Below are 22,876 nucleotides of genomic sequence, written 5' to 3' on the forward strand. Positions count from 1 at the left end.
GCACCAGCAGTGTGAATCTGTCCCCGACACTCGTGCGGGCATACTTGCGATTAAATCCCCTGAACATGGCATTTTTCAACCAGTAGCTCTCTGGCCCAGTGTAATGCCTGAAATAGAAACCATCTCTGTTTTAATTGAAGAGGTTATCGAGCAGTCGACCCCGCTTTTAACCCCTTTGGATGAAAGCATGGAAACGGGTTGGGCTGTGGCCTACCCCATTTTTGTTAACAGTGAGCTGGAAGCTGTGTCTGTCTTAATTGTTGATACTGAACAGTCTTCCTTGCAGCCCGCTATGTCCCAACTGCGATGGGGATGTGGCTGGATTGAGCTGGCTCTTGTTCAAAAACGACAATGGGCTACTGATACGCAACAGCGACAACTGAGTACTGCCGTTGATCTGCTGGCCAAGGTGCTTGCGGAAACCAGCTATGATGCTGCTGCCATGCGGCTGGTATCAGAACTGGCAGCGGCCATGGGCTGTGATCTGGTCAGCGTTGGCTCTTATAAAAATAACTCAACCACTGTTCACCATCTTTCCCACAGTGCTGAGTTCACCAAACGCATGAACCTTGTGCGCTGCATTGAATCAGCAATGGATGAAGCTATTGATCAGGCTCGTATCATCAGCCTGCCTGCTGCCAGAGGGGAAGGGGTAATTACTTTTTCCCACGAAGCTTTATCTCGCCAGCACCAGGGAGAATCTATTCTCACGATTCCTCTCTATCGCGACTCCAAATGTGTCGGAGCAGTAACCCTGCAGCGCAGTCTGGAGCAGCCTTTCACCCAGCAGGAAACTGAGTTGTGCGAAAGTGCTGTGACACTGGTTGCCTCTGCCCTGGAAGAGAAACGGTTAAATGATCGCCCTTTGTGGCAAAAGGCCATTGATGCAGGGCGACAGCAGTTACAGCGATTGCTGGGTGCTGGCTATTTAGGCCGTAAGCTCACAGGTATCGGTCTTCTGGCCGTATCAGCCTATCTCTCTGTTGCCACCGGGGAAAACAGGCTCTCAGCCGATGCAGCTCTCACAACCGCGATACAACGGGTTGTTGTCGCTCCTTTCGATGGTTACGTGCGCAATGCATCTGTACGAGCCGGTGATAAGGTCAACGAAGGTGAGTTGCTGGTCGCGTTAGACGACAGAGACCTGCAACTGGAAAAGCTACGCTGGAACAGTCACCAAAAGAAACTTGATCGCCAGTATCAGGAAGCCGCTGCCGCGTATGATCGCGCCAAAGTTAATATCATCGCAGCACAGCAGGATCAGGCCAAAGCCCAGCTGGAACTGGTGGAAAGCCAGATCACACGTTCACAACAAAAAGCCCCTTTTGATGGTCTTGTGATTCGAGGGGATCTCAGCCAGCGTCTCGGTGGGCAGGTGAATAAAGGGGAAGTGTTGTTTGAAGTTTCACCGTTGGATGCCTATCGGGTTGATCTGAAAATACCGGAAAGCCGCATAGCGGATATTCAGGAAGGGCAGAGCGGCAGCCTGCTTCTATCGGCTCTGCCTGATGAGCCTTTCTCCTTTGTGGTCGATAAGATTACCCCCAAAACTCTCTCGGAAGATGGGGCCACCTGGTTTGTGGTGGAGGCGAGCCTGAAGTCCGGCGGGGCGCAACTGCGCCCCGGTATGGAAGGCATTGGTAAAGTCTCTCTGGGGGAAGATAAGCGTATAGCCATCTGGACCCGTGGTTTAACAGAGTGGATGAGATTGCAGCTTTGGAGCTGGTGGGCCTGATGTCCGTCTCGTTGTTTAGCCAGCAGTGGTATCGCGTGGCAGAATTACAGGTGCATCTGCGCCGCCATGCGGATGTGCACCGGCATACTTATCGGGAGCAGGTGTGGTTTGTTCTGCAGGATCATGCCACCGGGCAGTTTCACCGTTTTACCCCCGAAGCCTGGCACATTATCGCTCTGATGGATGGTGAACGCTCTCTGCAAACCATCTGGGAGCAGGCATCTATGGAGCTGGGCGATGCCATGCCCTCTCAGGATGAAGTGATTGATCTGGTATCCCGCCTGTTTAACGCCAATCTGCTCCATTCCGACAGCGTGCCGGATATCGAACTGCTCAATCAACGTTACCGCAACCAGAAACGTAAACGACAGTTGCAGAAGGTGAAGTCTCCCCTCGCCATCCGCATTCCACTAATGGACCCTGAACGCTTTCTCAGGCGCACGGAACCCTTTGTTCGCCCGCTGATTTCACGGTGGGGAATGCTGTTCTGGCTGGGTGTGGTGGTTGCCGGAATTGTGCTGGCCGGACTGCACTGGGAAGTGCTGACTAAAAACGTCAGTGACCGCATTCTTTCTCTGGAAAATGTGCTGCTAATCGCTCTGATCTATCCATTTGTGAAAACCATTCACGAGCTGGGCCACGCCTACATCGTCAAACGCTGGGGCGGTGAGGTCCACGAGATTGGTATTATGCTGCTGGTGTTCTTTCCGGTGCCCTATGTGGATGCGTCGGCGGCCTCCGCCTTCCACAGTAAATACCAGCGTATGCTCACGGGGGCTGCAGGTATTCTGGTTGAGTCGTTGATTGCGGCACTGGCAATGATTGTCTGGACGCTGGTTGAGCCGGGAGCTGTGCGGGCGATAGCTTTTAACACTATGTTGGTTGCCGGAGTCTCAACGCTGTTATTTAACGGCAATCCTCTCCTGCGTTTTGATGCCTACTATGTACTGGCCGACTGGCTGGAGATTCCCAATCTTGCTACGCGTGGTAATCAGTATCTGGGGTATCTGGTCAAGCGTTATATTCTCAATATTCCCAATCAGGAATCTCAGGTAACAACTCGGAAAGAAGGTCTCTGGCTGGCGGGTTATGTCACAGTTTCTTATGTGTATCGCCTGTTTATTATGGTGGCCATTGCTTTGTTTATTGCTGGTCAGTATTTCTTTATTGGCACACTGCTGGCTATTTGGTTAATGGTGATGACATTGGTTATGCCGCTGATGAAAATAATAAAGAAAGCGATGGGTGAACCTTCCATTGAAGAGCATTCCAGTCGTTTGTGGGGACTGGTGACTGGTGTAGTGGTAACGGTTGTTGCTGCATTCGGAATGATTCCGTTCCCACTATCAACGGTTGCCGAAGGTGTCATTTTACCGCCAGAGCAATCCATGGTGCGGGTGCGTACTGGTGGTTTTGTGCAACAGCTGGCTATTGGAAGTGGTGATACGGTGGAAGAGGGGCAGCTGCTGGCACAACTGGCTGACCCGGAGCTTGTGGCCCAGCAAGCCGTGCTGGAAGCAAATTATCAAGAGGCACTGGTTCAGTATCAGGCCAGTGTAGATGATCGTACGGCTGCAGAGTTAAATCGGGAAGTGGTGCGTTTTCGTAAAGAAGAGCTGGAAAACAAAAAGCAGAAAACGCAGCGTATGACTGTCAATAGTCCTCAGACAGGCGTCTTCTATCTCGACGCTGGTGATTCTCTGAATGGGCGCTTTCTCCCCCGTGGTGAACTGCTGGGTTATGTTATTGCTGATAACACCGCTCTCACGGTGATGGTGCCAGAAGATGCTATTGAGCTGGTGCGCAATAATACCAGAGCGGTTGAAGCGCGCTTTGTTTCAGCCCGGGATGTCTCCCTCAGTGCTGAGGTCGTGCGTATTGCTCCGGCGTCTACACGACAACTACCCAGCCGTATTTTAACGCTGGCCGGTGGTGGCAAGATCGCTTCTAACCCTGATGAGAGTGAAGGCGTTCACTCCTTTGGTCGCTACTTCCAGCTGGAGTTGGCTCTCGACGATAAATCCTCTACTCGCCTGAATGAACGGGTGTATGTACGTTTCAGTCATGACCCTGAACCTCTGGTCTTTCGCTGGGTGCGGGATCTTCGTCGTCTATTCCTGAGGCAGTTGGATGTCTAAGCGCCCGCAACGGCAGGCGGTGGGCCGACTGTTGCGGCCTGAGCGTCGTCACCAGCCGAAAGAGACTTTGGAGAAGCTCTGTCATCGGGCAAAAGGTGTTGGGCAGAGCGTGGGTGTCGTACGCCGAATACGATACCAGCAACTTATAAAAAAGATTCACCAACAGCCTGAACTTGCACTTTGTGAGAACACCCTCGAAGCATTCAAACAAAAACTGCGAAGCAATGGTTTAATCGATGATTTGCTCATTCAAGCTTTTGCTATGGTGCGTCAGGTGGCAGGCCGTGAATTGGGAATGCTTCACTTCGACTCCCAGCTACTGGCAGGGCTGGCTTTGCTTGAAGGTAATATTGCTGAAATGCAGACTGGTGAAGGCAAAACCCTGACTGCGACTCTCCCGGCTGCCGCTGCAGGCCATAGCGGAATTCCCGTGCATGTGGTTACAGTGAACGAGTATTTAGCTCGGCGGGATGCCGAGCTTATGGAGCCTGTGTATCGTTCTCTCGGCTTAACAGTGGGCTGTATTGTACCCAGGATGTCCTTTGTGGAGCGCCATGCTGCTTACAGTTGTGATGTCGTGTACTGCACCAATAAAGATCTTGTATTTGATTACCTGCGTGATCAGTTGGTTTTGAAGCAGAACAGCAATCCGTTGCATTTGCATAGTGAACGGCTGCGGGGCAACAGTGAGCTGGAAGCATCTCTCCTGTTAAGAGGGCTGCACTTTGCAGTTGTGGATGAAGCGGACAGCGTGTTGCTGGATGAAGCCCGCAGCCCGTTGGTGATTTCAGGAGGGCATGGCCTGTCAGAGGATCAGGTTCAGGTGTATCAGCAGGCACTGAAATATGCCGCACAATTGAAAGCGGATGAGGATTACCTGCTCGACAGGCAGAAGCGCAGTATTCAGTTCACGGGTCTGGGTGAAGAGCGGCTGAAGGTGATAAGTCGGAATGCAGGGAACTACTGGGCCAGTAAGGTGCGGCGGGAAGATATTGTTTATAAAGCACTGACTGCAATGGGATTGCTGGATCGGAATCATCATTATCTTATACGGGATGGCAAGGTACAGATTATTGATGAGCACACCGGTCGGATAATGGAAGATCGAAGCTGGGAGCAAGGCTTACATCAGCTGGTAGAGCTGAAAGAAGACTGTGAGCTGACATCTCCCAGAGACACCTTGGCTCGGATGACGTATCAACGGTTTTTCCGCCAATACCTCCATCTTGGGGGGATGACGGGCACAGCCTGCGAAGTGCGTGGCGAACTGTGGAATATCTACGGTTTGCCTGTAGTGAAAATTCCTACCCACAAGCCCAGTAAACGACAGTACTTCTCTCCACAGTTTCATACGACAGCCAACCAGAAATGGCAGGCTGTAGTTGATCGAATAAAAGCTATGCATCAGCAAGGGCGGCCCGTGCTTGTAGGCGTTGCCAGTGTAGGGCAAGCCCAACATCTGCATCAAATGTTAGAAAACGAAAAGATCGTTCACAGGGTTCTCAGCGCCAGCCATGACGATGAAGAGGCCGATATCGTTGCCTGTGCCGGTGAACGTGGGCAGGTCACAGTGGCTACGCAGATGGCAGGGCGGGGCACAGATATCAGCCTCTCCGATGAGGTGGAAGCCATGGGCGGGCTGCATGTGATTCTCACGGAGTACCATGACTCATCCCGCATTGACCGACAGCTGGCAGGGCGCTGTGCCCGGCAGGGAGATGCGGGAAGTTTTGAGGTGATAGTTTCTGGTGAAGATTCTTCCATAACGCGCGCCTTACCACAGCAATACAGTTTGTGGCGATTAAGGCGGGCACAAAAAAAGGTTGAGCGCCGTCATGCCGTGATCAGGCGTCAGGTATTTAGAATTGATGAACGTCAGGATGAGCGACTGGCCTTTGTCGGGTAGAGGGAGTTAATAATGAATAAAGTGTTTCAGATGCTGCCCTTGCAACTGTTTTTATGGGCAGGCTCTGCTACAGCACAAACGCCAGACGATATGCAGTTGAGTTGTTTACTTGAGCCCAGTCGTGAGATAAAAGTCAGCAGTCATGTATCGGGTATTGTCAGTGCCGTAAATACAGAGCGTGGCTCTCAGGTGAATAAAGGGCAGGTGCTGGTGAAGCTGGAAAGTGGTTTAGAGCAGGCCGCGCTGGACAGCGTAAAAGCACGGGCGGAGTTTTCATCCCGAAAGCTGGAACGTAATAAAGATCTGCTGCGCAAAGGGCTGCTCTCTGACTTTGAGCAGGATGAACTGCTGACTGATAAACAGCTGGCACAACTGGCTATCAAGGAAGCGGAAGCGCGGCTAAAGCAGCGAACAATTTATAGCCCAGCTGATGCTATTGTTGTGAAACGCAGCGTGTCCATTGGTGAATATGTGGGCACAGAGCCGGTTCTGGAGTTGGTGTCGTTAAACCCGCTGCATGCGGAAATTGTTTTGCGAGCAGAGCACTATGGTCAGGTTCAGCCGGGTACGCCTGTGAGTGTAGCTATTGGTGGGCAGGAGGATGTTTTTCAGGGCACAGTCAAAATTGTGGATAAAGTGATTGATGCCGCCAGTGGTACCTATGGCGTGCGAGTGGAGCTACCCAACCCAGACTCAAAACTGCCTGCAGGTTTGAAGTGTCGGGCCATATTTGAACTTACTTCTGTGCAGTAATCAGGAAAAATGGCGTTTCCAGGTGGATGGTTTGTGCCTCTACAGTGTGGAACCCGATAGCCTTGTGTGACATTTCTCTATGGCTTTGTTACGTGTTCTACCAGCCTTGTCAGTAGGTTTTTAAACTTGTTGCTCATGGGAAGGTCAATATGGAAATCTCACTCTCATTATAGGGCTTATGTATGAATATTGACTCCAGCTCACCAGCGATACTGGGCGCTCAAGCTTCCAAAGAACCACAGCTCGACTCGGATGAACTACGTGTCTCTATACCTATCAAGTCTTTAAAGAGATCTCCATTTCGGGCAGTAATAGTAAACTTGCCCTGTAAAGCTGTGAGAGCAGATGAGGTTGGATACAGAGCTACAAGCATGGGGCTGCCCAGACGTATTGTGAGCACTATTGATCGAGTCCAGTCGTTACTGCTTTTAGAAGGTGAAGATGAAAGCGTTGCCCTCACACCTTACGAGAAAGATTCTAAACAAAAAACCACGAGGTGGTTGAAGGCTTTCCGAGTGACAAGGCCTCAATGGGAGAGTTGCCGGCAAAAATACAACCAGATTGTCCGGCAGCTTGAGGCTTTTCACCGGGAGCTTCAGGAGAATAAGCGTGATTTACCCACATTAGACGATATAAAAAGCAATGTTGATCTTTATACAAATCTAAGAGCATTTGCACTGCTTGAATGGCATCGCGATCCATGTGCCTTGCTGTTAGGGTTGGCATTAGATTGTAAACTTGTAACGTTACAGGGGGTAGGGGAGTTTCGGGAGCCTTCATTTGACTGGAGGGAAAGCTATACAGAGGTTGATAAGTCGGTAAAAAAAATAGGGTGGCATAAAAAACCTGCAGATAAAAAACCTGCAGCTAAGAAACCTGCAGCTAAGAAACCTGATGAGGTGGATGTAGCAAAAACACCATCTGCATACCAGCTTCTGAAACATAGAGTCGCACAAAAGGCAGAACGCTGGAATATAGCTCACGTTGTGTACGCACCTGCTAGCTATTACGACAACGGAACAGTTTTGTTCCCTAAAAGAGTGAGAGATGTTACAGCGCGAAAAAGATTTTCGAAGGTTCTTAGTAAGAAGTTACAAGAATTTGAGTCAAGGCTAAAGAAAACAGGCTGCTCGTCAAGGTACTATACGACTCACTGGGGTATTTTTTGCGAGTATACCCACCAATTGGCTGATGAATTAGATAAACTGTCTGCCTCCAAGAAAAAACGTGATAAAGAGATGTCGCCTTTTGAGTGTGTCGATGATGATACGAGAAAGTGGCTTTCCTGGGTTTGGCTAAACTCCGAAAATAATCTTTTAGCACAACTTTTTTTCCTTATGGTTGAGAACATCAATACTGTGCTCTACCAAAACGAAGTTATTAAATATGTTGACTGGATTCCTTTGGTAAAGGATATAGAGCCTTTTGAATCTAAACAGGATTTTTACGATACGTTTCCAGATAGTGAATCATATATGAGTTCTGAGCAAAGTGATGATCCAGAAGATGATCCAGAAGATGATCCAGAAGATGACGGATCTTTGTCAGATGATATGGATGAAAGCTCGGCATATTTTGAAGCCTGGCGTGCTAATGTCCTTCAAGCCATGGTATCCACTATGGAGGCAAAACAGAAATATATTCACATTCTACAACGCCATGGCCAGCCCGAGGTAAAAGTTGAGGTGGCATTGAAAAACAGTGAGTTCAGAGCGATACGTAAGCGTATTAGAAGCATGTATCCACCCGATGAGCCCAAAAGGGTGAGATGGGCTAAAAACACATAAGTACCCAAACCATTGTTTTCGCAGGTCTGGGTACTCAGGGTGTGGTGTGCCGGTCAAATCTCAACAAGATTCCCTTTCGTCTCCAGCCATTTCTTACGATCCGATGCTCTCTTCTTAGCCAGCATCATATCCAACACCTGTTGTGTCGTGAGCGGCTCGTCAATGGTCAGCTGAACCAGACGACGCGTGTCTGGTGCCATGGTGGTTTCACGGAGCTGGAGCGGGTTCATTTCACCCAATCCCTTAAAGCGCTGTACGCCGACTTTACCGCGCTTCTTTTCTGCCTTCAGGCGATCCAGAACACCCTCCTTCTCCGCTTCGTCGAGGGCATAGTAAACCTCTTTACCAATGTCGATGCGATACAGTGGCGGCATGGCCACATACACATGACCAGCTTCCACCAGTTTGCGGAAGTGTTGCACAAACAGAGCACAGAGCAGAGTAGCGATATGAAGGCCATCGGAGTCCGCATCGGCGAGAATGCAGACTTTACCGTAGCGCAGGCCGTCGAGCTTGTCGGATCCTGGGTCTACACCCAGTGCTACGGAGATGTCGTGTATTTCCTGAGAGCCGAGCACTTCGGAGGAGTCCACTTCCCAAGTGTTCAGAATCTTGCCCCGCAGAGGCATGATGGCCTGATGTTCACGGTCACGGGCTTGCTTGGCAGAGCCGCCAGCAGAGTCACCTTCCACCAGAAAGATTTCGGTGTAGTTGAGATCCTGACTGGTGCAGTCGGCCAGCTTACCGGGCAGGGCCGGGCCTTGGGTGATTTTTTTGCGTACAACCTTTTTGGCTTTGCGCATACGACGCTGGGCGGTTGATATACACAGGTCAGCCAGCACTTCAGCCTGATCAGTGTGCTGATTCAGCCACAGGCTGAAGGCATCTTTGACAACGCCGGACACAAAGGCCGCACACTCGCGGGATGAAAGGCGTTCTTTGGTCTGACCGGAGAACTGTGGGTCAGCCAGTTTGGCAGAGAGTACATAGGCACAGCGTTCCCAGATGTCATCGGGAGTCAGCTTTACACCACGGGGTAGCAGGTTGCGGAATTCGCAGAACTCACGCATGGCTTCCAGCAAACCGGTGCGCAGGCCATTGACATGGGTACCGCCCTGAGCAGTGGGAATCAGGTTTACGTAGGATTCGGTAATCAGCTCGCCGCCTTCGGGCAGCCAGATCACGGCCCAGTCTACAGCTTCCTTTTCACCCCGCAGGCTGCCTGTAAAGGCCTCCTTTGGCAGCAGTTCATAACCATCAACGGCGTTGTGCAGATAGTCTTTCAGGCCATCCTGGTAGTGCCAGGTTTCCGTTTCTTTGGTAGCGACATTCTGAAAAGTCACTTTCAAACCGGGGCAGAGAACGGCTTTGGCCCGCAGAGTATGCTTCAGGCGCAGGGCTGCGAATTTGGGAGAATCGAAGTATTGGGCATCTGGCCAGAAATGGATAGACGTACCAGTGTTGCGCTTACCGCAGGTGTCGACGACTTCCAGCTCAGAGGCTTTGAAACCATCTTTAAAACCGATGTTGTACACCTGTCCGCCACGACGAATCCGGATATCCAGCTTAGTGGATAGGGCGTTCACAACCGATACACCCACACCGTGCAAACCACCGGAGAACTGATAGTTTTTGTTGGAGAATTTACCGCCAGCGTGGAGACGGGTGAGAATCAGTTCCACCCCAGACACTTTGTGTTTGGGGTGAATGTCTACCGGCATGCCTCGTCCGTTATCGATCACTTCCAGAGAGTTATCCGGGTACAGGATCACCTTCAACTCTGTGGCGTGGCCGGCCAGAGCTTCGTCCACACTGTTATCAATCACCTCTCGGGCAAGGTGGTTCGGGCGAGTGGTGTCTGTGTACATGCCCGGACGCTTACGCACCGGATCAAGCCCTGAGAGTACTTCGATAGCTTCGGCAGTGTATTCGTTCTGCATGTTTCCCTTCTGAAGCGGAGGCGAGCTGTGCTCGGCGAATAAATGAATTGGACAAGTGTAAAACGTCTTGGGGGCTTTGTTCAAAAACTGTTTTATAACTGCTTTTTATGGGGGTGGGTTCTGATCTGTCGGGTTATCTGAGGGAAATAGTCCCAGATAACCCGTTTTTAGATTCGAGGGTTATGTAGCAGGAAGTAAAAGCGGGCCGAAGAAACTCAGAATCACAGGAATACAGTCTTCAAAACCCTGAAAAGCATGATCGCCGCCTTCATCGATGCGCTGGGGGCAATCCTGATAGCGTACAATGGCGTGCCGGTAGTCAAGGGTTTCGTCGCCGGTCTGGGCGAGCAGGAGAATGTTGTCTGGATGGTGGAGAGTGGCGACTTCCAGATGAGCGAGCTGGTCAATATGCTTCTGGGTCAGTTCATATTCTTCGCCGTTGTAATAATTCTTTTGGGGGCCGAGGTAATCGGCAAACAGTTCATAAGGGCGAACGGCAGGGTTGATAACAACAAGCTTCACCGGATACTTAAACTCTTCCTCCAGTAAACGCTGCATCAGCCAGGTGCCGTAAAAACCACCGAGTGAACTGCCAACAATGTAAACCGGCCTTTGCTGCAAAGCCTCTGCTGCGAGGGTGAACAGCATGCGGGCGTTTTCCCCCGGCCACTGACTCAGTTGTGGTACTTGATAGTCACAGTGGATTTTGTGCTTTTCCAGATAAGCTCCCAGAACATTGCATTTTCTGGATTGGGGTGAGCTGTTAAAGCCGTGGATATAAAGAAGTAATGGACGCACCTTCCCCATAAAAGCTCCTGTTTATTCGGCGTAAGCTGGCAAACTATCAGACTTGGAGGGTGGAAGTCACTCCCCAAAAAACAGGCCCTGACTTCCGCTTAACATTTAAGCAGTGAAGAACAAGGCTGTACCTTCGAGAGCAGAGTACAATTTTCCTATATTTCACACTCTGATTTGCAGTATCAGCCTGTGCTCATCTTCCTGACAGAGGTGTTCATCTTCCTGACAGAGGTGTTCACCTTCCGGAACCAGTTCACCGGAAATCCACTCTATAAGCACTGAATTCACTGCATACTATCAAGGAGAAAATGACTATGCACGGCGTTAACAATTCAGCACAAAAACCTTTAATCAGTGCAGACGAACAGCTTCCATGTCCTAATCCACAGGAAGATCTGCCAAGTGTGGCGAGCGGGGCTGGCACTCATGTAGCACACACACAACTGCCAGAGCGGTCCATTTCCTTGAGTGTTGAAAGAGAGATAACAGAAGCTATTGAAAAGCAGTTTCCAGAAGCTCTAACCAAGGTGAAAATGTTTAATACAAAAGTACTGCTTGCAGCAGGCTTAGCAATAGCCGAGGTGAAGAACTTTCAACCTAAAAAGCCCTGTGATATGGAAAGGTCCAAGGAAAAACTGATCCGGGAGGTTCAACAAAGAATCTGCTCAGAGCCTGGCAGAATACATAAGGTCTGCCAGGCTCTGGGTCTGAAAGCTCCCGAAGCAGTTCAGCCTATGGATACCGCACCTCCACCAGAAACACGCGTAGAGTATCCTGTATCCGATGAGATCAGTGAATTTGTAAAAAGATTTGAGCACAGTGAGGGCTATTATAGTCAGGAAAGTGGCGCCGTCTTCTACACGAATGCCACCTCTCGCAGGGAGGCTCGCACTCATATGAGATCTATGATACGTATTAACGATGAAGCTCTGGAAATATTCAGGGATCAGGGAGGTTTGAAGATAGAGCAATGGGATGCCGGTCGTCAGCCGCTGCCTGTTCAGAGCGATGAGGCCACTGGCTCCGAGAGTAGAACAACGGCCGAATGGTGGGAGAAAGCATCGGAAACTCTGTACCTCAGCACGAAAGACGCTCGCAAAGCTATCGAAGGCAATCATCTCAGGCCTGGTGAAACCGTCACCCTTGTAGGTATGGTAAGGCCTGACCCGTGCGCCAACAGGATGGAAGCACTGGCAGACTACTTCTTCGACAATAGCAAGGACGTGCTAACGAAAGAACATAGCTTTGTATCTATCGTATTTGAGGTCGGTGGCTATATGGCCAAAAGAACCCTGCACATGTTCAGGGAGCCAAACGGTTTGGTAGGTTCTAATATTTTTCAGGGCAATTGCCCATTGGTAAGCGCAAAGCAAGGTTCAAAAGACAAAGAAACAAATACAGTAACACTCCGGTTTGAGAGTGAAATGGCCCTGAAGGCACTGTTCTCAGTTTCTGCCCGGACAGAAGCCTCTGACGTGGATCCTGCTGATACAGTAACGTATACGACTGACAGCACCTTTTCCCAAGAGTACCAGACAAAGCAGGTGGAATATCTGAAGGGATTACTGAGTCACAGAGGACGTCAATTACCTGCCTACGAAGAAACGTTGAGAATGAAGAGAACGGAAAACAATGAGAATCACATGGGCTCTTCTCTTACTGCTGCTGACGAGGAGAATATGTACTAATAAGCAGGAAAGAGAGGGCAGATCAAATCTGTTCTTATCCCTTTAAACGGGACTTAAAAAAAGGCTGCCTTACTGGCAGCCTTTTTTCATCTCACTTAACTGAATCTTACATGGAATCAGTAAAGGTGCGGGTAATAACGTCGCGCTGCTGCTCTGGAGTCAGAGAGTTGAAGCGTACGGCGTAACCGGACACACGGATGGTCAGAGAAGGGTAGTTCTCAGGATGAGCCGCAGCGTCTTCCAGCATTTCGCGGGACATTACGTTCACGTTCAGGTGCTGGCCACCTTCACGGACAGGAGCTGCCTGCATGTTCACTTCCTGGTATTCGAACTTGCCCAGCTTCTCAACGTTTACGATTTCGTCTTGAGCAAACAGCTGGTCTTTCACGCAGATGCAACGTGCTTCGCTCTTGATTTTGTCCAGCAGCCAGAAGGAGTTCTCCAGGCTGGTGTTAGCTGCGGAAGTGATTTGAATGCCTTTAACGCTCATCTTAAACCCCTGGTCACCGGATTGGTGAAATGTCGGTAAATTCAACTTGAGTTGAAATTTACCTTTCATAGTTGTGGTGTGTAATTGATTCACGTCAATTTTTGATGGCTGTGCCCAACAAATAAGCATAATTTTTTCTATCGGTCTGATAGAAATTATTCATAGAAGAATGCGGAAAAGGCAGACGGGAACTTCTTTTTCTCAATAATGTAGCGGGCTAGCGAGGAAAGGCGCATAAAGTTCATGGCCTTGAGTGCAGCTCGAAAACCATCACCATAAATCGGGTCCGGACACTCTTTGATAATCGTCATCCGATACTGTGCGTCATCAGTCTTTTGTTTTTTTAGCCATAAATACTCCACTAACACACACATACCTTCTTCAATATGCAGTGGCAGCTTCTCACCTTTTGGGTTGTTGTAGAAGAACCAGGCGTGGGTGAGTTCATGGATCACCACTGTACGAAAATGGTCTTCCGGCAAATTGGTTTGAATCAGAATTTCGTTGAATTGTCGTGAGACAATGCGTTTACCCACATAGGTTGTGCTCCACTGAGCCAATCCCAAAAGCGGGTGTTCATCATGATTGCTATGGCGGCTGTGGGTATGCAGCTCATCCCGATTGGTGAGGCGGGTTGGGGTTTCAGCGTTGTAGAGGTTGAGCCCCAGGGATTTCAGGGCTTCCCGCATCTCCCACATGATTTTGGTGGCTTTGGATTGGGTAGTCACCCCCGTTTCCGTACACAGATGGCAAATCATCAAACCATCAGGAAAACGCATGCCGCCGTTGGTCACCGGGCCGCATACTATGCGGCCACAGCTCGTGCAGGTGGCGTATTTTCTATGGGAGGCACAGTATTTATTGCCCCAATAATCCTGCAGGTAGCTTTCGGTGAGTGGTTTGTTACACACAGCACAATTGGGAATAAAGGCTTTCTGAAAGCAGGGTATATGCCAGGGCTGACCATCTTTTTTTATATACTGACCTGCGATGGGTTTCTGACAGCCTGTGCACAGGAAACAGTCGTGATGCCAGACCTTATCAAAGGCTCTCACGTAATTACCGGAAATGGGCTTTTGGCAGCGTTGGCAGCGCACGGGCATCCTTGTTTTGAATCATCCAATGATTTCAGCTTAGTCATCCTATAATGGGGCGCAGATGTGTCGGATAAGGAGCCTCCTATGGCCAGCAGTATTCACCGACATGCCGTTATCGCTCAAATGCCCGATGAGCGCATAGTGGCAAATATGGATGTCGAGTGTGTGATCTCTCCAGAAACCCCAGAGAGAGCTCTGGATGTTCAGGTTGATATTACCCAGCGAGGTGGTTTACGAACGTCTCGCCACTTTGTGTTACCCACCGGTATCAGTTACAACATGCCTCACTACCTGCACAGCGTGCTGAAAGAGGCACACCTTGATGCAAAAAATCTCACCAGCCCGCTGACAACCGCCAGCGGAGGGTGTTCACCCATGGTTATGGATTTTGTGGAGACGATTATCCATAAACTTCACAATGGCTCAGAACCCCTGGGGCTGGAGAAATATCTTCACACGTCCTGATCCATCAGTTTTGTCAGCAAAGTTGATGGCGTATTGCCTGTTTGCAGAAGCTTGCGGTTTCCTTCGGCCAACAGCCCCTGTGAACAGGCATGATCGAGAAATGTGACCAGGCTATCGTAATAACCATTCACATTCAGAACGCCAACAGGTTTACTGTGCAAATTAAGCTGGGCATTGGTGAGGGTTTCAAACAATTCGTCCAGCGTGCCGTAGCCGCCGGGGAGTGCGATGTAAGCATCGGACAGTTCCATCATCCTGCTTTTACGGGTAGCCATGGAGTCCACAATATGTTGCTCTGTCAGCCCCGTGTGGGCGATTTCCATATCAACGATATGGGTGGGGATTACCCCAATCACCTTTCCACCACCTTCCAGAACACGATCTGCCAATAACCCCATCAGCCCGGTGCTGCTGCCGCCATACACAAGAGTGAGGTTGTGTTTGACCAGCTCATCGGCCAGTTTCAGGGTGCTGTTGAGAATCTCTGGGTCACTGCCGGGGCGGGCGCCGCAAAATACACATACGGTTCTCAAGGGTGTTGGCATAACACGGTCCTGGTGCTTTTGAATATTTGGCTCGATAGTGTCACTCATAAGGCGTTATCGTCCAGTTCAACGCCATAGCGATCAAGTTGTTCCCGCAATATACACCAGTGGTTTTTGGGGACAGTCAGGGTATCCGGCGACATGGCAGGCAAGTCAGGGTTGAAAGTGAATGTCTGACGACCATCGGGTTGCTTTTGTAGAATGAAGCGGATGTTATTTTCAGCGGCCTGTTTGACTCTTCGGGCCAGATTCTCACCGATAAAGTTTTTAGGGAAAACCTCCTGCCAGCGATGATCTCCCGTGAGTTGATCGATATTTTTTGTGGGGACTATCACATGGGTGAGGCAGTAACGGCCTGCAGTGCCATCAAAAGGTTTCCAGTGGGATTTCAATTTCGACTGAACAACAAAAGGGGGAGCCTTCTGTTGAGCCCGCAGGGGGCGTTCTGATTTTTTTGCTGGCTCTGCTCCGGTTTTCTTCAAGGCAGGCACCGGGCGTTTGCGAAGTGGAGGGATTTCAAACAACTCTCCTTCATCGCTTGAACCCTGATCGGATGGAGGAATCAGAATATCGCTCAGACCATAAGTGGGAAGAGTGCGCACTGCAGCCTGAATGGCGTCGTGAATGGCTTTGTCGCAGGCTTCTTTGAGTTTGGGAACCTCTGGTGTCAGGAAGCGGGACAAGGTGACTGAAAATATCTGAGCAGCTTTGTTAAATTCCCAGTTGTCAGTGCCTTCCGGAAACAGAGGGCTTAGAAACTCTTCAGCGATTCTTCGAATTTTTTGAGGCTGGGATATCAGGGCAACCTCCAGAGGGCTGAAGGTTCGTCCGCAGCCTGTTTGTGAACAGGTCACAGGTTCAAGGTTTTTCCGATGGAACTTCTGGTCGAATACATGGCCGCACCGAAGACTCACAAGTGCCTTCGGGAATGTCCGGGTTTTGCTGCAGATCAGGTGTTCAAGCTGATGCCTGAGGTGAGTAATGGCAGTGTTTGTCAGATGTTTGTGGTCCCAAATAAGCTGGGCTCCGGAGGTTGAAGGATGGTCCTGTGATGCGGACTGTGTAATACGCTCGACGGGCATACTCTTTGGAGCCTGAAGTGAACGCTCTCGCCCCCGCAGTATCTTTCGTTTTTTGCCTTTGGGCTGAACGCTCTCCTTTTCTGAAGGCTGACGTTCTTCAGGTTGATGTCTGGGTGCCACGTTTACAGATGGGGGCGTTTGGGTGCTCACGGTGATAAGGGGGGTATCGGGAGTAAGCATGCGTGTTTGTCTTTCCCCGACAGGTGTTCTGGGCGGGCGGGGCACCAAGTGTTTTATTGCTGGTGTTGTTAGTACCGCCGGTGCGTGCCTTGCCTCCAGCTCTTCTCGCCGGGTGAGTGGCATAAGAAGTGACAGGCCGGGTGTGAGAGGAAGTGGTCTGTAATTTGTAGCCATGACACATTGCCCTGAACACATGTGGTCGAATCCACCGTGCAGGGTAAAAGATTTGCTGGGACTTGGGTGTAACAGGACAGGCAGTCACGATAACTGCCTGTCTGTGCTACGATCAGCGTCCAGTGGTGGTGGGGAGTTGGAGTGTCGGGCTCGGTTTGCCGGGCTGGCGGCTCAGATACAGACTCTTCAGAATATTTAATGCCTGATTCAGCTGGTAATCGCTGACATCCAGAGGTTGTTTGTCTTCCTTTTCATCGACTTCCATATCGGCCTTGGTGCTCATTTCTGGTTTGGCAGAATTGTCGAGGTGACCTTTCAAATCCGCTTCCCGGTAGCTGTTATTTTCCTTCACACGGGTGACGCTGGCATTGTCCACTTCAATATCCGGCATAATGCCTTCCGCCTGAATGGAACGACCGCTTGGGGTGTAGTACAGCGCTGTGGTGAGCTTCAGGCCGCGTTCGCTGTCAGTGGTGAGGGGGAGAACGGTTTGCACTGAACCTTTACCAAAGCTCTTGGTACCAACCAGAATACCCCGGCGATGATCCTGCAGAGCACCCGCCACAATCTCTGAGGCTGATGCCGAGCCGTCGTTAATCAGCACCACCAAAGGAAGGTTGGTTGAGGGATCTTTACCGTTGGCGCTGTAACTCATATCGGAGTTGGGAATACGGCCCTTGGTGTACACAATCAGACCATCTTTCAGAAACGTATCTACTACATCCACAGCAGCCTGCAACACACCGCCAGGGTTATTGCGCAAATCCAGTACAACGCCCTTCAAACCATTCACTTCATTTTCTTTGCGCAGCTTTTCCAGAGCCTCATTCACTTCCTTTCCGGTATCCATCTGAAACTGGCTGATACGGATGTAACCAAAGCCAGATTCCAGTGAACGATAGCGTACGCTGTCGACCTTGATGATGTCTCGCACCACTTTGATATCCAAAGGCTTGCTGGCGCCTTCCCGGATAATGGTCAGCTTGATAGGTTCTCCTGCTTTGCCCCGCATCAGTTCAACAGACTTTTTCAGGCCAAGGCCACGGATGGGGGTGTCGTCCAGTTTAATAATCAGGTCGCCTGCCTGCACCCCTGCCCGTTTGGCGGGCGTGTCATCAATGGGCGTGATGACTTTGATCAGGCCATCTTCACTGCCAACCTCTATACCAAGGCCACCAAACTCACCAGACGTACTCTCTTCGAGATTCTGAAAATCTTCAGGCTTCAGGTAGGCAGAGTGAGGATCGAGGTTGTCGAGCATGCCGCGAATGGCATTTTCAAGGAGGGTTTTGTCATCAACCGGTTCAACGTACGCGCTTTTGATACGCTGCATCACCTCAGTGAAGGCACGCAGCTCATCCAGTGGTAACCGACCTTTCTCCTGGCTGGCGCCTGCAGGAGTACCCGCTTTAGCAGGTGAGGCTTGCTCCTGTGCAGAAACCGGTGGCGCCAATGGTAACAGTGTCAGGGACAGCGCAAAGAATGCTGCCGGGGACCAGAGAGAAAGAGGTTTACGGGTGGGCATGTAGTGCTCCTGCTGAGGCTGATCCCGATGTTTAAGTTCCATTTACGAGTATATCCTGAGCATCTAACGGGATGCTACCAGCCACCGCGCAGGATTGGAGGGTTTACCTTTGTAGCGTATTTCAAAATACAGCCCAGGCTGGGTTTGACCTCCGCTGTCTCCTACCAGAGCAATGGTTTCACCGGGCAGCACCCAGTCACCCTCTGTTTTCAGCATGTCCTGAGTGTGGGCGTAGAGAGTCATGTAACCATTGCCGTGATCAATAATCATCAGCTGACCGAAGCTTTTCATCCAGTCGGCAAATACCACACGACCATGGTGAGGCGCTTTCACCGGTGTACCAGCGCTCGCCCTGATGTAAATGCCTGGCCAGGTAAGCTTGGTGTTGTCCCGGCGGTCACCAAACCTGTGCAGAAGTTTACCGTGCACAGGCCATGGCATTTTTCCACGGACCTTGCTGAAAGGCTGATCGACAGAGGTAATGTCTGCAATGGAAGTAATGGAAGCCAGTAGTTGCTGTAAGGCTTTCTGCTCTTCTTCTAATTTGCCAAGTCTGGAGTGGCTTTGCTTTTCACTGGCAGCTAGTTTCGCCAGCACTTGATGGCGGTTACCTTTGCTCTTCTTCAAGGTTTGCTCACGGCTGGTGAGAGCCTGTTGGTGCTGAACAATCTGTTGGTTGGTCTTCTCGAGGCGTGTTTCTGCGATTGCCAGTTGGCGATCAGTTTCTTTCAGAGCTGCCAGTGATGCCGATTGTACCAGTGCAAAATGGTTGTAGTAGGCCATCATGCGATTGGCCTTGGCCGGATTTTCCTGATTCAGCAGAAGCTTGATCTGCGGATTTTTCCCAGCTACATAAGCAGCTTTGAGCGCTTTGGAAACGCTTTGCTGTTTTTCATTCTGTTCTTGCCTCAGCGCTTCGCGCTGGGCTTGTTGCTTTTTTGCGGTGGCTTTCGCCTCCTCCAGTTCTCTCTCTGTTTGTTTCAGATCTTTCTGAACACGACTGATTTCCCGTTCGGTGGTTTCCAGGCGGGCTTCAATAGAAGAACGTTCCTTACGGATTTTATCCAGCAGAGCGTGTAGCTTCTTTATATCTTTATTGACTGTTTCCAGACGTTCGGCATTATTGGTCTTACTCGTATCAGCCTGAACTGGAAGGGCAAACGGTAACAGTAGTGTCAGCGAGACAAGAACAACCCTTGTCCCTATCGGTTTGAGAAACGCATTTAAACGCCTGATTTTCATTCGATCCTGTATCACGTTATGTGGTTTTTATACTCATTCGAACAGTATGGACGCATTCAGGGCGCGTTCAAAGCCAGAAGTACCGAGATTGGGTACTTACGACGCAGGTTTTGTTTTGGCAGGAGAGGAATGGATTGGATTGGCGTTGAGCAAAGCCCAACGCCAGGGGGAGGGGTCAGGCAACCAGATTATGACCCGTCATCTCTTCAGGCTGTGGCAGATCCATCAGCTTCAGCAGAGTAGGGGCAATGTCAGACAGTTTGCCTTCGTTCAGAGTAATGTCCTGAGGGCCTGCGTAAATCAGCGGCACCTGCTCGCAGGTATGGGCGGTGTGCGCCTGACCTGTGGCGTTGTCCATCATCTGCTCGGCGTTACCGTGGTCGGCTGTTATCAGGCACTGGCCGCCCTGCTTTTCCAGGGCGTCAACAATACGGCCCACGCAGGTGTCTACACACTCTACTGCTTTAACAGCAGCATCAAACACACCGGTGTGGCCAACCATATCGCCATTTGCGTAGTTGCAGATGATCAGATCGAACTCACCACTTTCAATAGCGAGAACCAGTTTGTCGGTCACTTCCGGTGCACTCATTTCTGGCTGCAGGTCGTAAGTGGCAACTTTTGGGGAATCTACCAGCGTGCGGATTTCACCCGTGTATGGCGTCTCACGGCCACCGCTGAAGAAGAAGGTTACGTGGGCGTACTTCTCGGTTTCGGCGATGCGCAGCTGCGTTTTACCCAGTTTCTCCATATGCTCACCCAGCGTATTTACCAGCTGTGCGGGTGGGAAGGCGCAGGAAGCGGGAATGCTTTCGGCGTAGCGGGTCAGCATCACAAAGCCAGCCAGGTTCGGGCGCTGTTTGCGGGTGAAGCCATCGAAACTGTCGTCTGCGAAAACGCGGGATAACTGACGGGCACGGTCGGCGCGGAAGTTCATGAAAATCACCGCATCGCCATCGCTCATCACAGCAGGGCTGGCGCCCGCTGGAACGATGCTGGTGGCTTTTACAAACTCATCGTTTTCATCACGCTCGTAAGCGGCTTCCAGGCCTGCAACCGCGGTTTCGGCGGTGAATGCACTGTCGCCTGCGGTCATCAGGTTCCAGGCTTCTTCCACACGCTCCCAGCGGGAGTCACGGTCCATGGCGTAGTAGCGGCCGATCAGGGAGGCTACCCGGCCAACACCCAGACGGTTCAGCAGGGCGTCGGTTTTTTCCAGAGAAGCCCTGGCGCTGCGAGGTGGCGTGTCGCGGCCATCAAGGAAGGCGTGAACATAGACTTCCTTGGCACCACGGGCTGCCGCCATCTCTACCATGGCGTGGATGTGGTCTTCGTGGGAGTGAACACCGCCGGGAGACATCAGTCCCATCAGGTGTACGGCCTTGCCAGCAGATACTGCAGCATCAACTGCTTTTACCAGCTCTGGGTTCTGCTGGAAGTCGCCATCTCTGATGGCTTTAGTGATGCGGGTGAGATCCTGATAAACAATACGGCCGGCCCCCAGGTTCATATGGCCAACTTCGCTGTTACCCATCTGGCCATCAGGAAGGCCAACATCACCGCCGGAGCCGGAGATGAGGGTGTGAGGGTTGTTTGCCCAGAGGTTGTCCATCACCGGAGTGTTGGCGGCCAGAATGGCGTTGGAATCGGATTCTTCCCGGTGGCCCCAGCCGTCGAGGATTAACAGGGCCGTTGTACGCTTAGTCATACTGTTACGCATATAGTGTCAGGGGATGATAGCAGGTAATTTTAGCGACTCGTACACGGTAACTCCATGGAAATTGTAAGCAGTGCGTTCGGTTGATGAAATTGTTCTGCCAGTCTGTATACTTGCGAACTTGTCGTATTTTCCGGTTACCCGATTTTTCCAATGGAACAATTCATAGAGTTCATTATTAACCACCCGGCACTGACGGGCGCATTTGCCGTGCTGCTGGGTTTGCTGATTTTCTCTGAGCTACGCAAAGGCGGCCAGACGGTCGGTACCCAGATGCTGACCCGCATGGTGAACCAGGAGCAGGCGCTTGTTGTTGATATCCGTGACAAAAAAGAGTTTGCTCGCGGCGCTATTGTTGACTCCATCAACATTCCTCATGGCAGCCTGAAATCCCGTATAGGCGAGCTGGACAAACATAAGTCAGACCCTGTGATTCTGGTTGATAGTATGGGCCAGCACAGTGGTTTGGCCGGTAAGCAGCTGAAAGAGGCTGGTTTTGAGAATGTCGTACGCCTGAGGGGCGGCATGAACACCTGGCAGGGTGAGAACCTGCCTCTGGTTAAGAATTAAATGTGGAATCTCTGATTATGCAGGAAGTTGTTGTTTTTAGCTCTGCCTTATGCCCTTTCTGTCAACAAGCCCTTGGCTTGCTGAAGGAAAAAGGGGTTCCCGCAAAAATTTTCTCTGTGGATGGCAAGCCCGATGTCCGTAAACTTATGACAGAAAGATCGGGCAGAACATCCGTGCCACAAATCTGGATTGGTAAAACCCACGTAGGTGGGTGTGATGACCTTTACGCTTTGGAAGCCCGGGGCGAACTGGATTCTCTTCTCGCTGGGTAAAGCAAGCCCAAACTCTAAAAATAGATAGCTCAAGGAAATAATGATGTCTGAAGCTCAAGATCAGGATCAACAACCACAGTTCGCACTGCAACGTATCTACGTGAAGGATATCTCCTTCGAATCGCCAAAAGCACCTGATATCTTCAAGGGGCAGTGGCAGCCAGAAGTGAAACTGGATCTGAATACGGGTAACACCAAGCTGGGCGAAGACGGCATGTACGAAGTGGTACTGTCTCTGACTGCCACTGTTATGCACGGTGAAGAGACGGCTTTCGTTGCTGAAGTTCACCAGGGTGGTATCTTCCTGGCCAAGAACCTGCCAGAAGCTGACCTGCACCGCACCCTGGGTGCATTCTGCCCGAACCTGCTGTTCCCATACGCCCGTGAAGCGATCGACAGCCTGGTAACCCGTGGCAGCTTCCCTGCCCTGATGCTGGCGCCTGTTAACTTCGATGCACTGTACGCACAGGCTTTGCAGCAGGCTGCTGAACAGCCACAGCAGTAATCGTTATGCTGTCGTCTCATCCTTCGGATTGAGAACGAACTGAGAGAACCGCCTTCTGGCGGTTTTCTTGTTTCTGAATATTCTGCTTTCCCTTTATTTCTCACTCTCCAATACACACGTAACCTGATGGCTGGAAGTCACATCAAACGTTCAATCCGGAACTTTATTGATTTTGGTAAACATAATTCACTGTTTCTTAAAGGTGTTGAAAGGGGTGGCGTGGCTTGAGTGATGGAGCTTGTAGTTTCTATTTCTTTTTTAAGAGGG

At 50.7% G+C, this 22,876-nt stretch carries 19 protein-coding genes and 1 pseudogene; 10 read left to right on the forward strand and 10 right to left on the reverse strand.

Annotation, left to right across the window (positions count from 1 at the left end; all coding sequences use genetic code 11):
* The first annotated feature begins 103 nt into the window (after positions 1-103).
* From E1189_RS18730 to E1189_RS24010, 5 genes are all read left to right on the forward strand, one after another.
* On the forward strand, positions 104-1,735 hold the full coding sequence (locus E1189_RS18730) for a GAF domain-containing protein (protein WP_196221520.1): 1,632 nt from the start codon (positions 104-106) through the stop codon (positions 1,733-1,735).
* Positions 1,699-3,873, forward strand: coding sequence for an efflux RND transporter periplasmic adaptor subunit (locus E1189_RS18735; protein ID WP_329602114.1), 2,175 nt, complete (start codon positions 1,699-1,701; stop codon positions 3,871-3,873). The genes E1189_RS18730 and E1189_RS18735 overlap by 37 nt, the downstream gene beginning before the upstream one ends.
* Positions 3,866-5,779, forward strand: coding sequence for a preprotein translocase subunit SecA (locus tag E1189_RS18740; RefSeq protein ID WP_155162361.1), 1,914 nt, complete (start codon positions 3,866-3,868; stop codon positions 5,777-5,779). The genes E1189_RS18735 and E1189_RS18740 overlap by 8 nt, the downstream gene beginning before the upstream one ends.
* Before the next feature lie 12 nt (positions 5,780-5,791).
* Positions 5,792-6,532, forward strand: coding sequence for an efflux RND transporter periplasmic adaptor subunit (locus tag E1189_RS18745; RefSeq protein ID WP_155162364.1), 741 nt, complete (start codon positions 5,792-5,794; stop codon positions 6,530-6,532).
* Positions 6,533-6,714: 182 nt separating this feature from the next.
* Entirely contained in the window at positions 6,715-8,319 is a 1,605-nt protein-coding gene (locus tag E1189_RS24010; RefSeq protein ID WP_230460521.1) for a hypothetical protein, read from the forward strand.
* Between the two features lie 53 nt (positions 8,320-8,372).
* Here E1189_RS24010 and parE read toward each other — a convergent pair whose 3' ends face one another.
* Positions 8,373-10,259 (reverse strand): DNA topoisomerase IV subunit B, encoded by a 1,887-nt coding sequence (parE, locus tag E1189_RS18755; RefSeq protein WP_155162366.1) that lies wholly within the window; start codon positions 10,257-10,259, stop codon positions 8,373-8,375.
* Positions 10,260-10,439: 180 nt separating this feature from the next.
* Complete coding sequence (locus tag E1189_RS18760) at positions 10,440-11,066, reverse strand: YqiA/YcfP family alpha/beta fold hydrolase (protein ID WP_155162368.1); 627 nt, start codon at positions 11,064-11,066, stop codon at positions 10,440-10,442.
* 455 nt (positions 11,067-11,521) lie between these two features.
* On the opposite strand from E1189_RS18760, the gene E1189_RS18765 reads away from it, so the two are divergent.
* The gene (locus E1189_RS18765) at positions 11,522-12,745 is read left to right on the forward strand and encodes a hypothetical protein (protein WP_155162371.1); all 1,224 of its coding nucleotides are present in this window, start codon (positions 11,522-11,524) and stop codon (positions 12,743-12,745) included.
* A gap of 106 nt (positions 12,746-12,851) precedes the next feature.
* Here the strand turns inward: E1189_RS18765 and grcA are convergent, their stop codons facing one another.
* From grcA to E1189_RS26310, 3 genes and pseudogenes are all read right to left on the reverse strand, one after another.
* Positions 12,852-13,235, reverse strand: coding sequence for an autonomous glycyl radical cofactor GrcA (gene grcA, locus E1189_RS18770; RefSeq protein ID WP_230460522.1), 384 nt, complete (start codon positions 13,233-13,235; stop codon positions 12,852-12,854).
* A 155-nt stretch (positions 13,236-13,390) separates the two neighbouring features.
* On the reverse strand, positions 13,391-13,963 hold the full coding sequence (locus E1189_RS25615; protein ID WP_329602115.1) for a protein DA1: 573 nt from the start codon (positions 13,961-13,963) through the stop codon (positions 13,391-13,393).
* Positions 13,964-14,137: 174 nt separating this feature from the next.
* Positions 14,138-14,338: pseudogene (locus E1189_RS26310) on the reverse strand (LIM domain-containing protein); the annotation flags it as partial.
* A 78-nt stretch (positions 14,339-14,416) separates the two neighbouring features.
* Between E1189_RS26310 and E1189_RS18780 the strand changes: the two are divergent.
* Positions 14,417-14,797, forward strand: a complete 381-nt coding sequence (locus E1189_RS18780) for a hypothetical protein (protein ID WP_155162377.1) — start codon at positions 14,417-14,419, stop codon at positions 14,795-14,797.
* On the opposite strand, the gene E1189_RS18785 is transcribed toward E1189_RS18780, so the two are convergent.
* The 5 genes from E1189_RS18785 to gpmM all read right to left on the reverse strand — a co-directional run bounded on the left by E1189_RS18785 (position 14,785) and on the right by gpmM (position 21,253).
* Positions 14,785-15,390: an LOG family protein gene (locus E1189_RS18785; RefSeq protein ID WP_230460524.1), complete on the reverse strand. Its 606-nt coding sequence runs from the start codon at positions 15,388-15,390 to the stop codon at positions 14,785-14,787. The two genes, E1189_RS18780 and E1189_RS18785, sit on opposite strands and share 13 nt — an antisense overlap.
* On the reverse strand, positions 15,387-16,778 hold the full coding sequence (locus E1189_RS18790) for a hypothetical protein (protein ID WP_155162380.1): 1,392 nt from the start codon (positions 16,776-16,778) through the stop codon (positions 15,387-15,389). The genes E1189_RS18785 and E1189_RS18790 overlap by 4 nt, the downstream gene beginning before the upstream one ends.
* 112 nt (positions 16,779-16,890) lie before the next feature.
* Positions 16,891-18,345, reverse strand: coding sequence for a S41 family peptidase (locus E1189_RS18795; RefSeq protein WP_230460525.1), 1,455 nt, complete (start codon positions 18,343-18,345; stop codon positions 16,891-16,893).
* Positions 18,346-18,366: 21 nt separating this feature from the next.
* Positions 18,367-19,545, reverse strand: coding sequence for a murein hydrolase activator EnvC family protein (locus E1189_RS18800; RefSeq protein WP_155162382.1), 1,179 nt, complete (start codon positions 19,543-19,545; stop codon positions 18,367-18,369).
* Between the two features lie 175 nt (positions 19,546-19,720).
* Entirely contained in the window at positions 19,721-21,253 is a 1,533-nt protein-coding gene (gene gpmM, locus E1189_RS18805; RefSeq protein WP_155162384.1) for a 2,3-bisphosphoglycerate-independent phosphoglycerate mutase, read from the reverse strand.
* A gap of 162 nt (positions 21,254-21,415) precedes the next feature.
* On the opposite strand from gpmM, the gene E1189_RS18810 reads away from it, so the two are divergent.
* The 3 genes from E1189_RS18810 to secB are packed head-to-tail and all read left to right on the forward strand — an operon-like array spanning position 21,416 to position 22,609.
* Positions 21,416-21,832 (forward strand): rhodanese-like domain-containing protein, encoded by a 417-nt coding sequence (locus E1189_RS18810; protein ID WP_155162386.1) that lies wholly within the window; start codon positions 21,416-21,418, stop codon positions 21,830-21,832.
* 2 nt (positions 21,833-21,834) lie between these two features.
* A complete protein-coding gene (gene grxC / locus E1189_RS18815; protein ID WP_456238845.1) occupies positions 21,835-22,104 on the forward strand; it encodes a glutaredoxin 3 in 270 nt (89 codons plus the stop codon).
* Positions 22,105-22,147: 43 nt separating this feature from the next.
* Positions 22,148-22,609 carry a protein-export chaperone SecB gene (secB, locus tag E1189_RS18820; RefSeq protein ID WP_155162388.1) on the forward strand — a complete coding sequence of 154 codons (462 nt, stop codon included), beginning with the start codon at positions 22,148-22,150 and terminating at the stop codon, positions 22,607-22,609.
* Positions 22,610-22,876: the final 267 nt, after the last annotated feature.

It is taken from the genome of Parendozoicomonas verongulae (assembly GCF_009711465.1).
GTDB classification, from domain to species: Bacteria; Pseudomonadota; Gammaproteobacteria; order Pseudomonadales; family Endozoicomonadaceae; genus Sansalvadorimonas; species Sansalvadorimonas verongulae.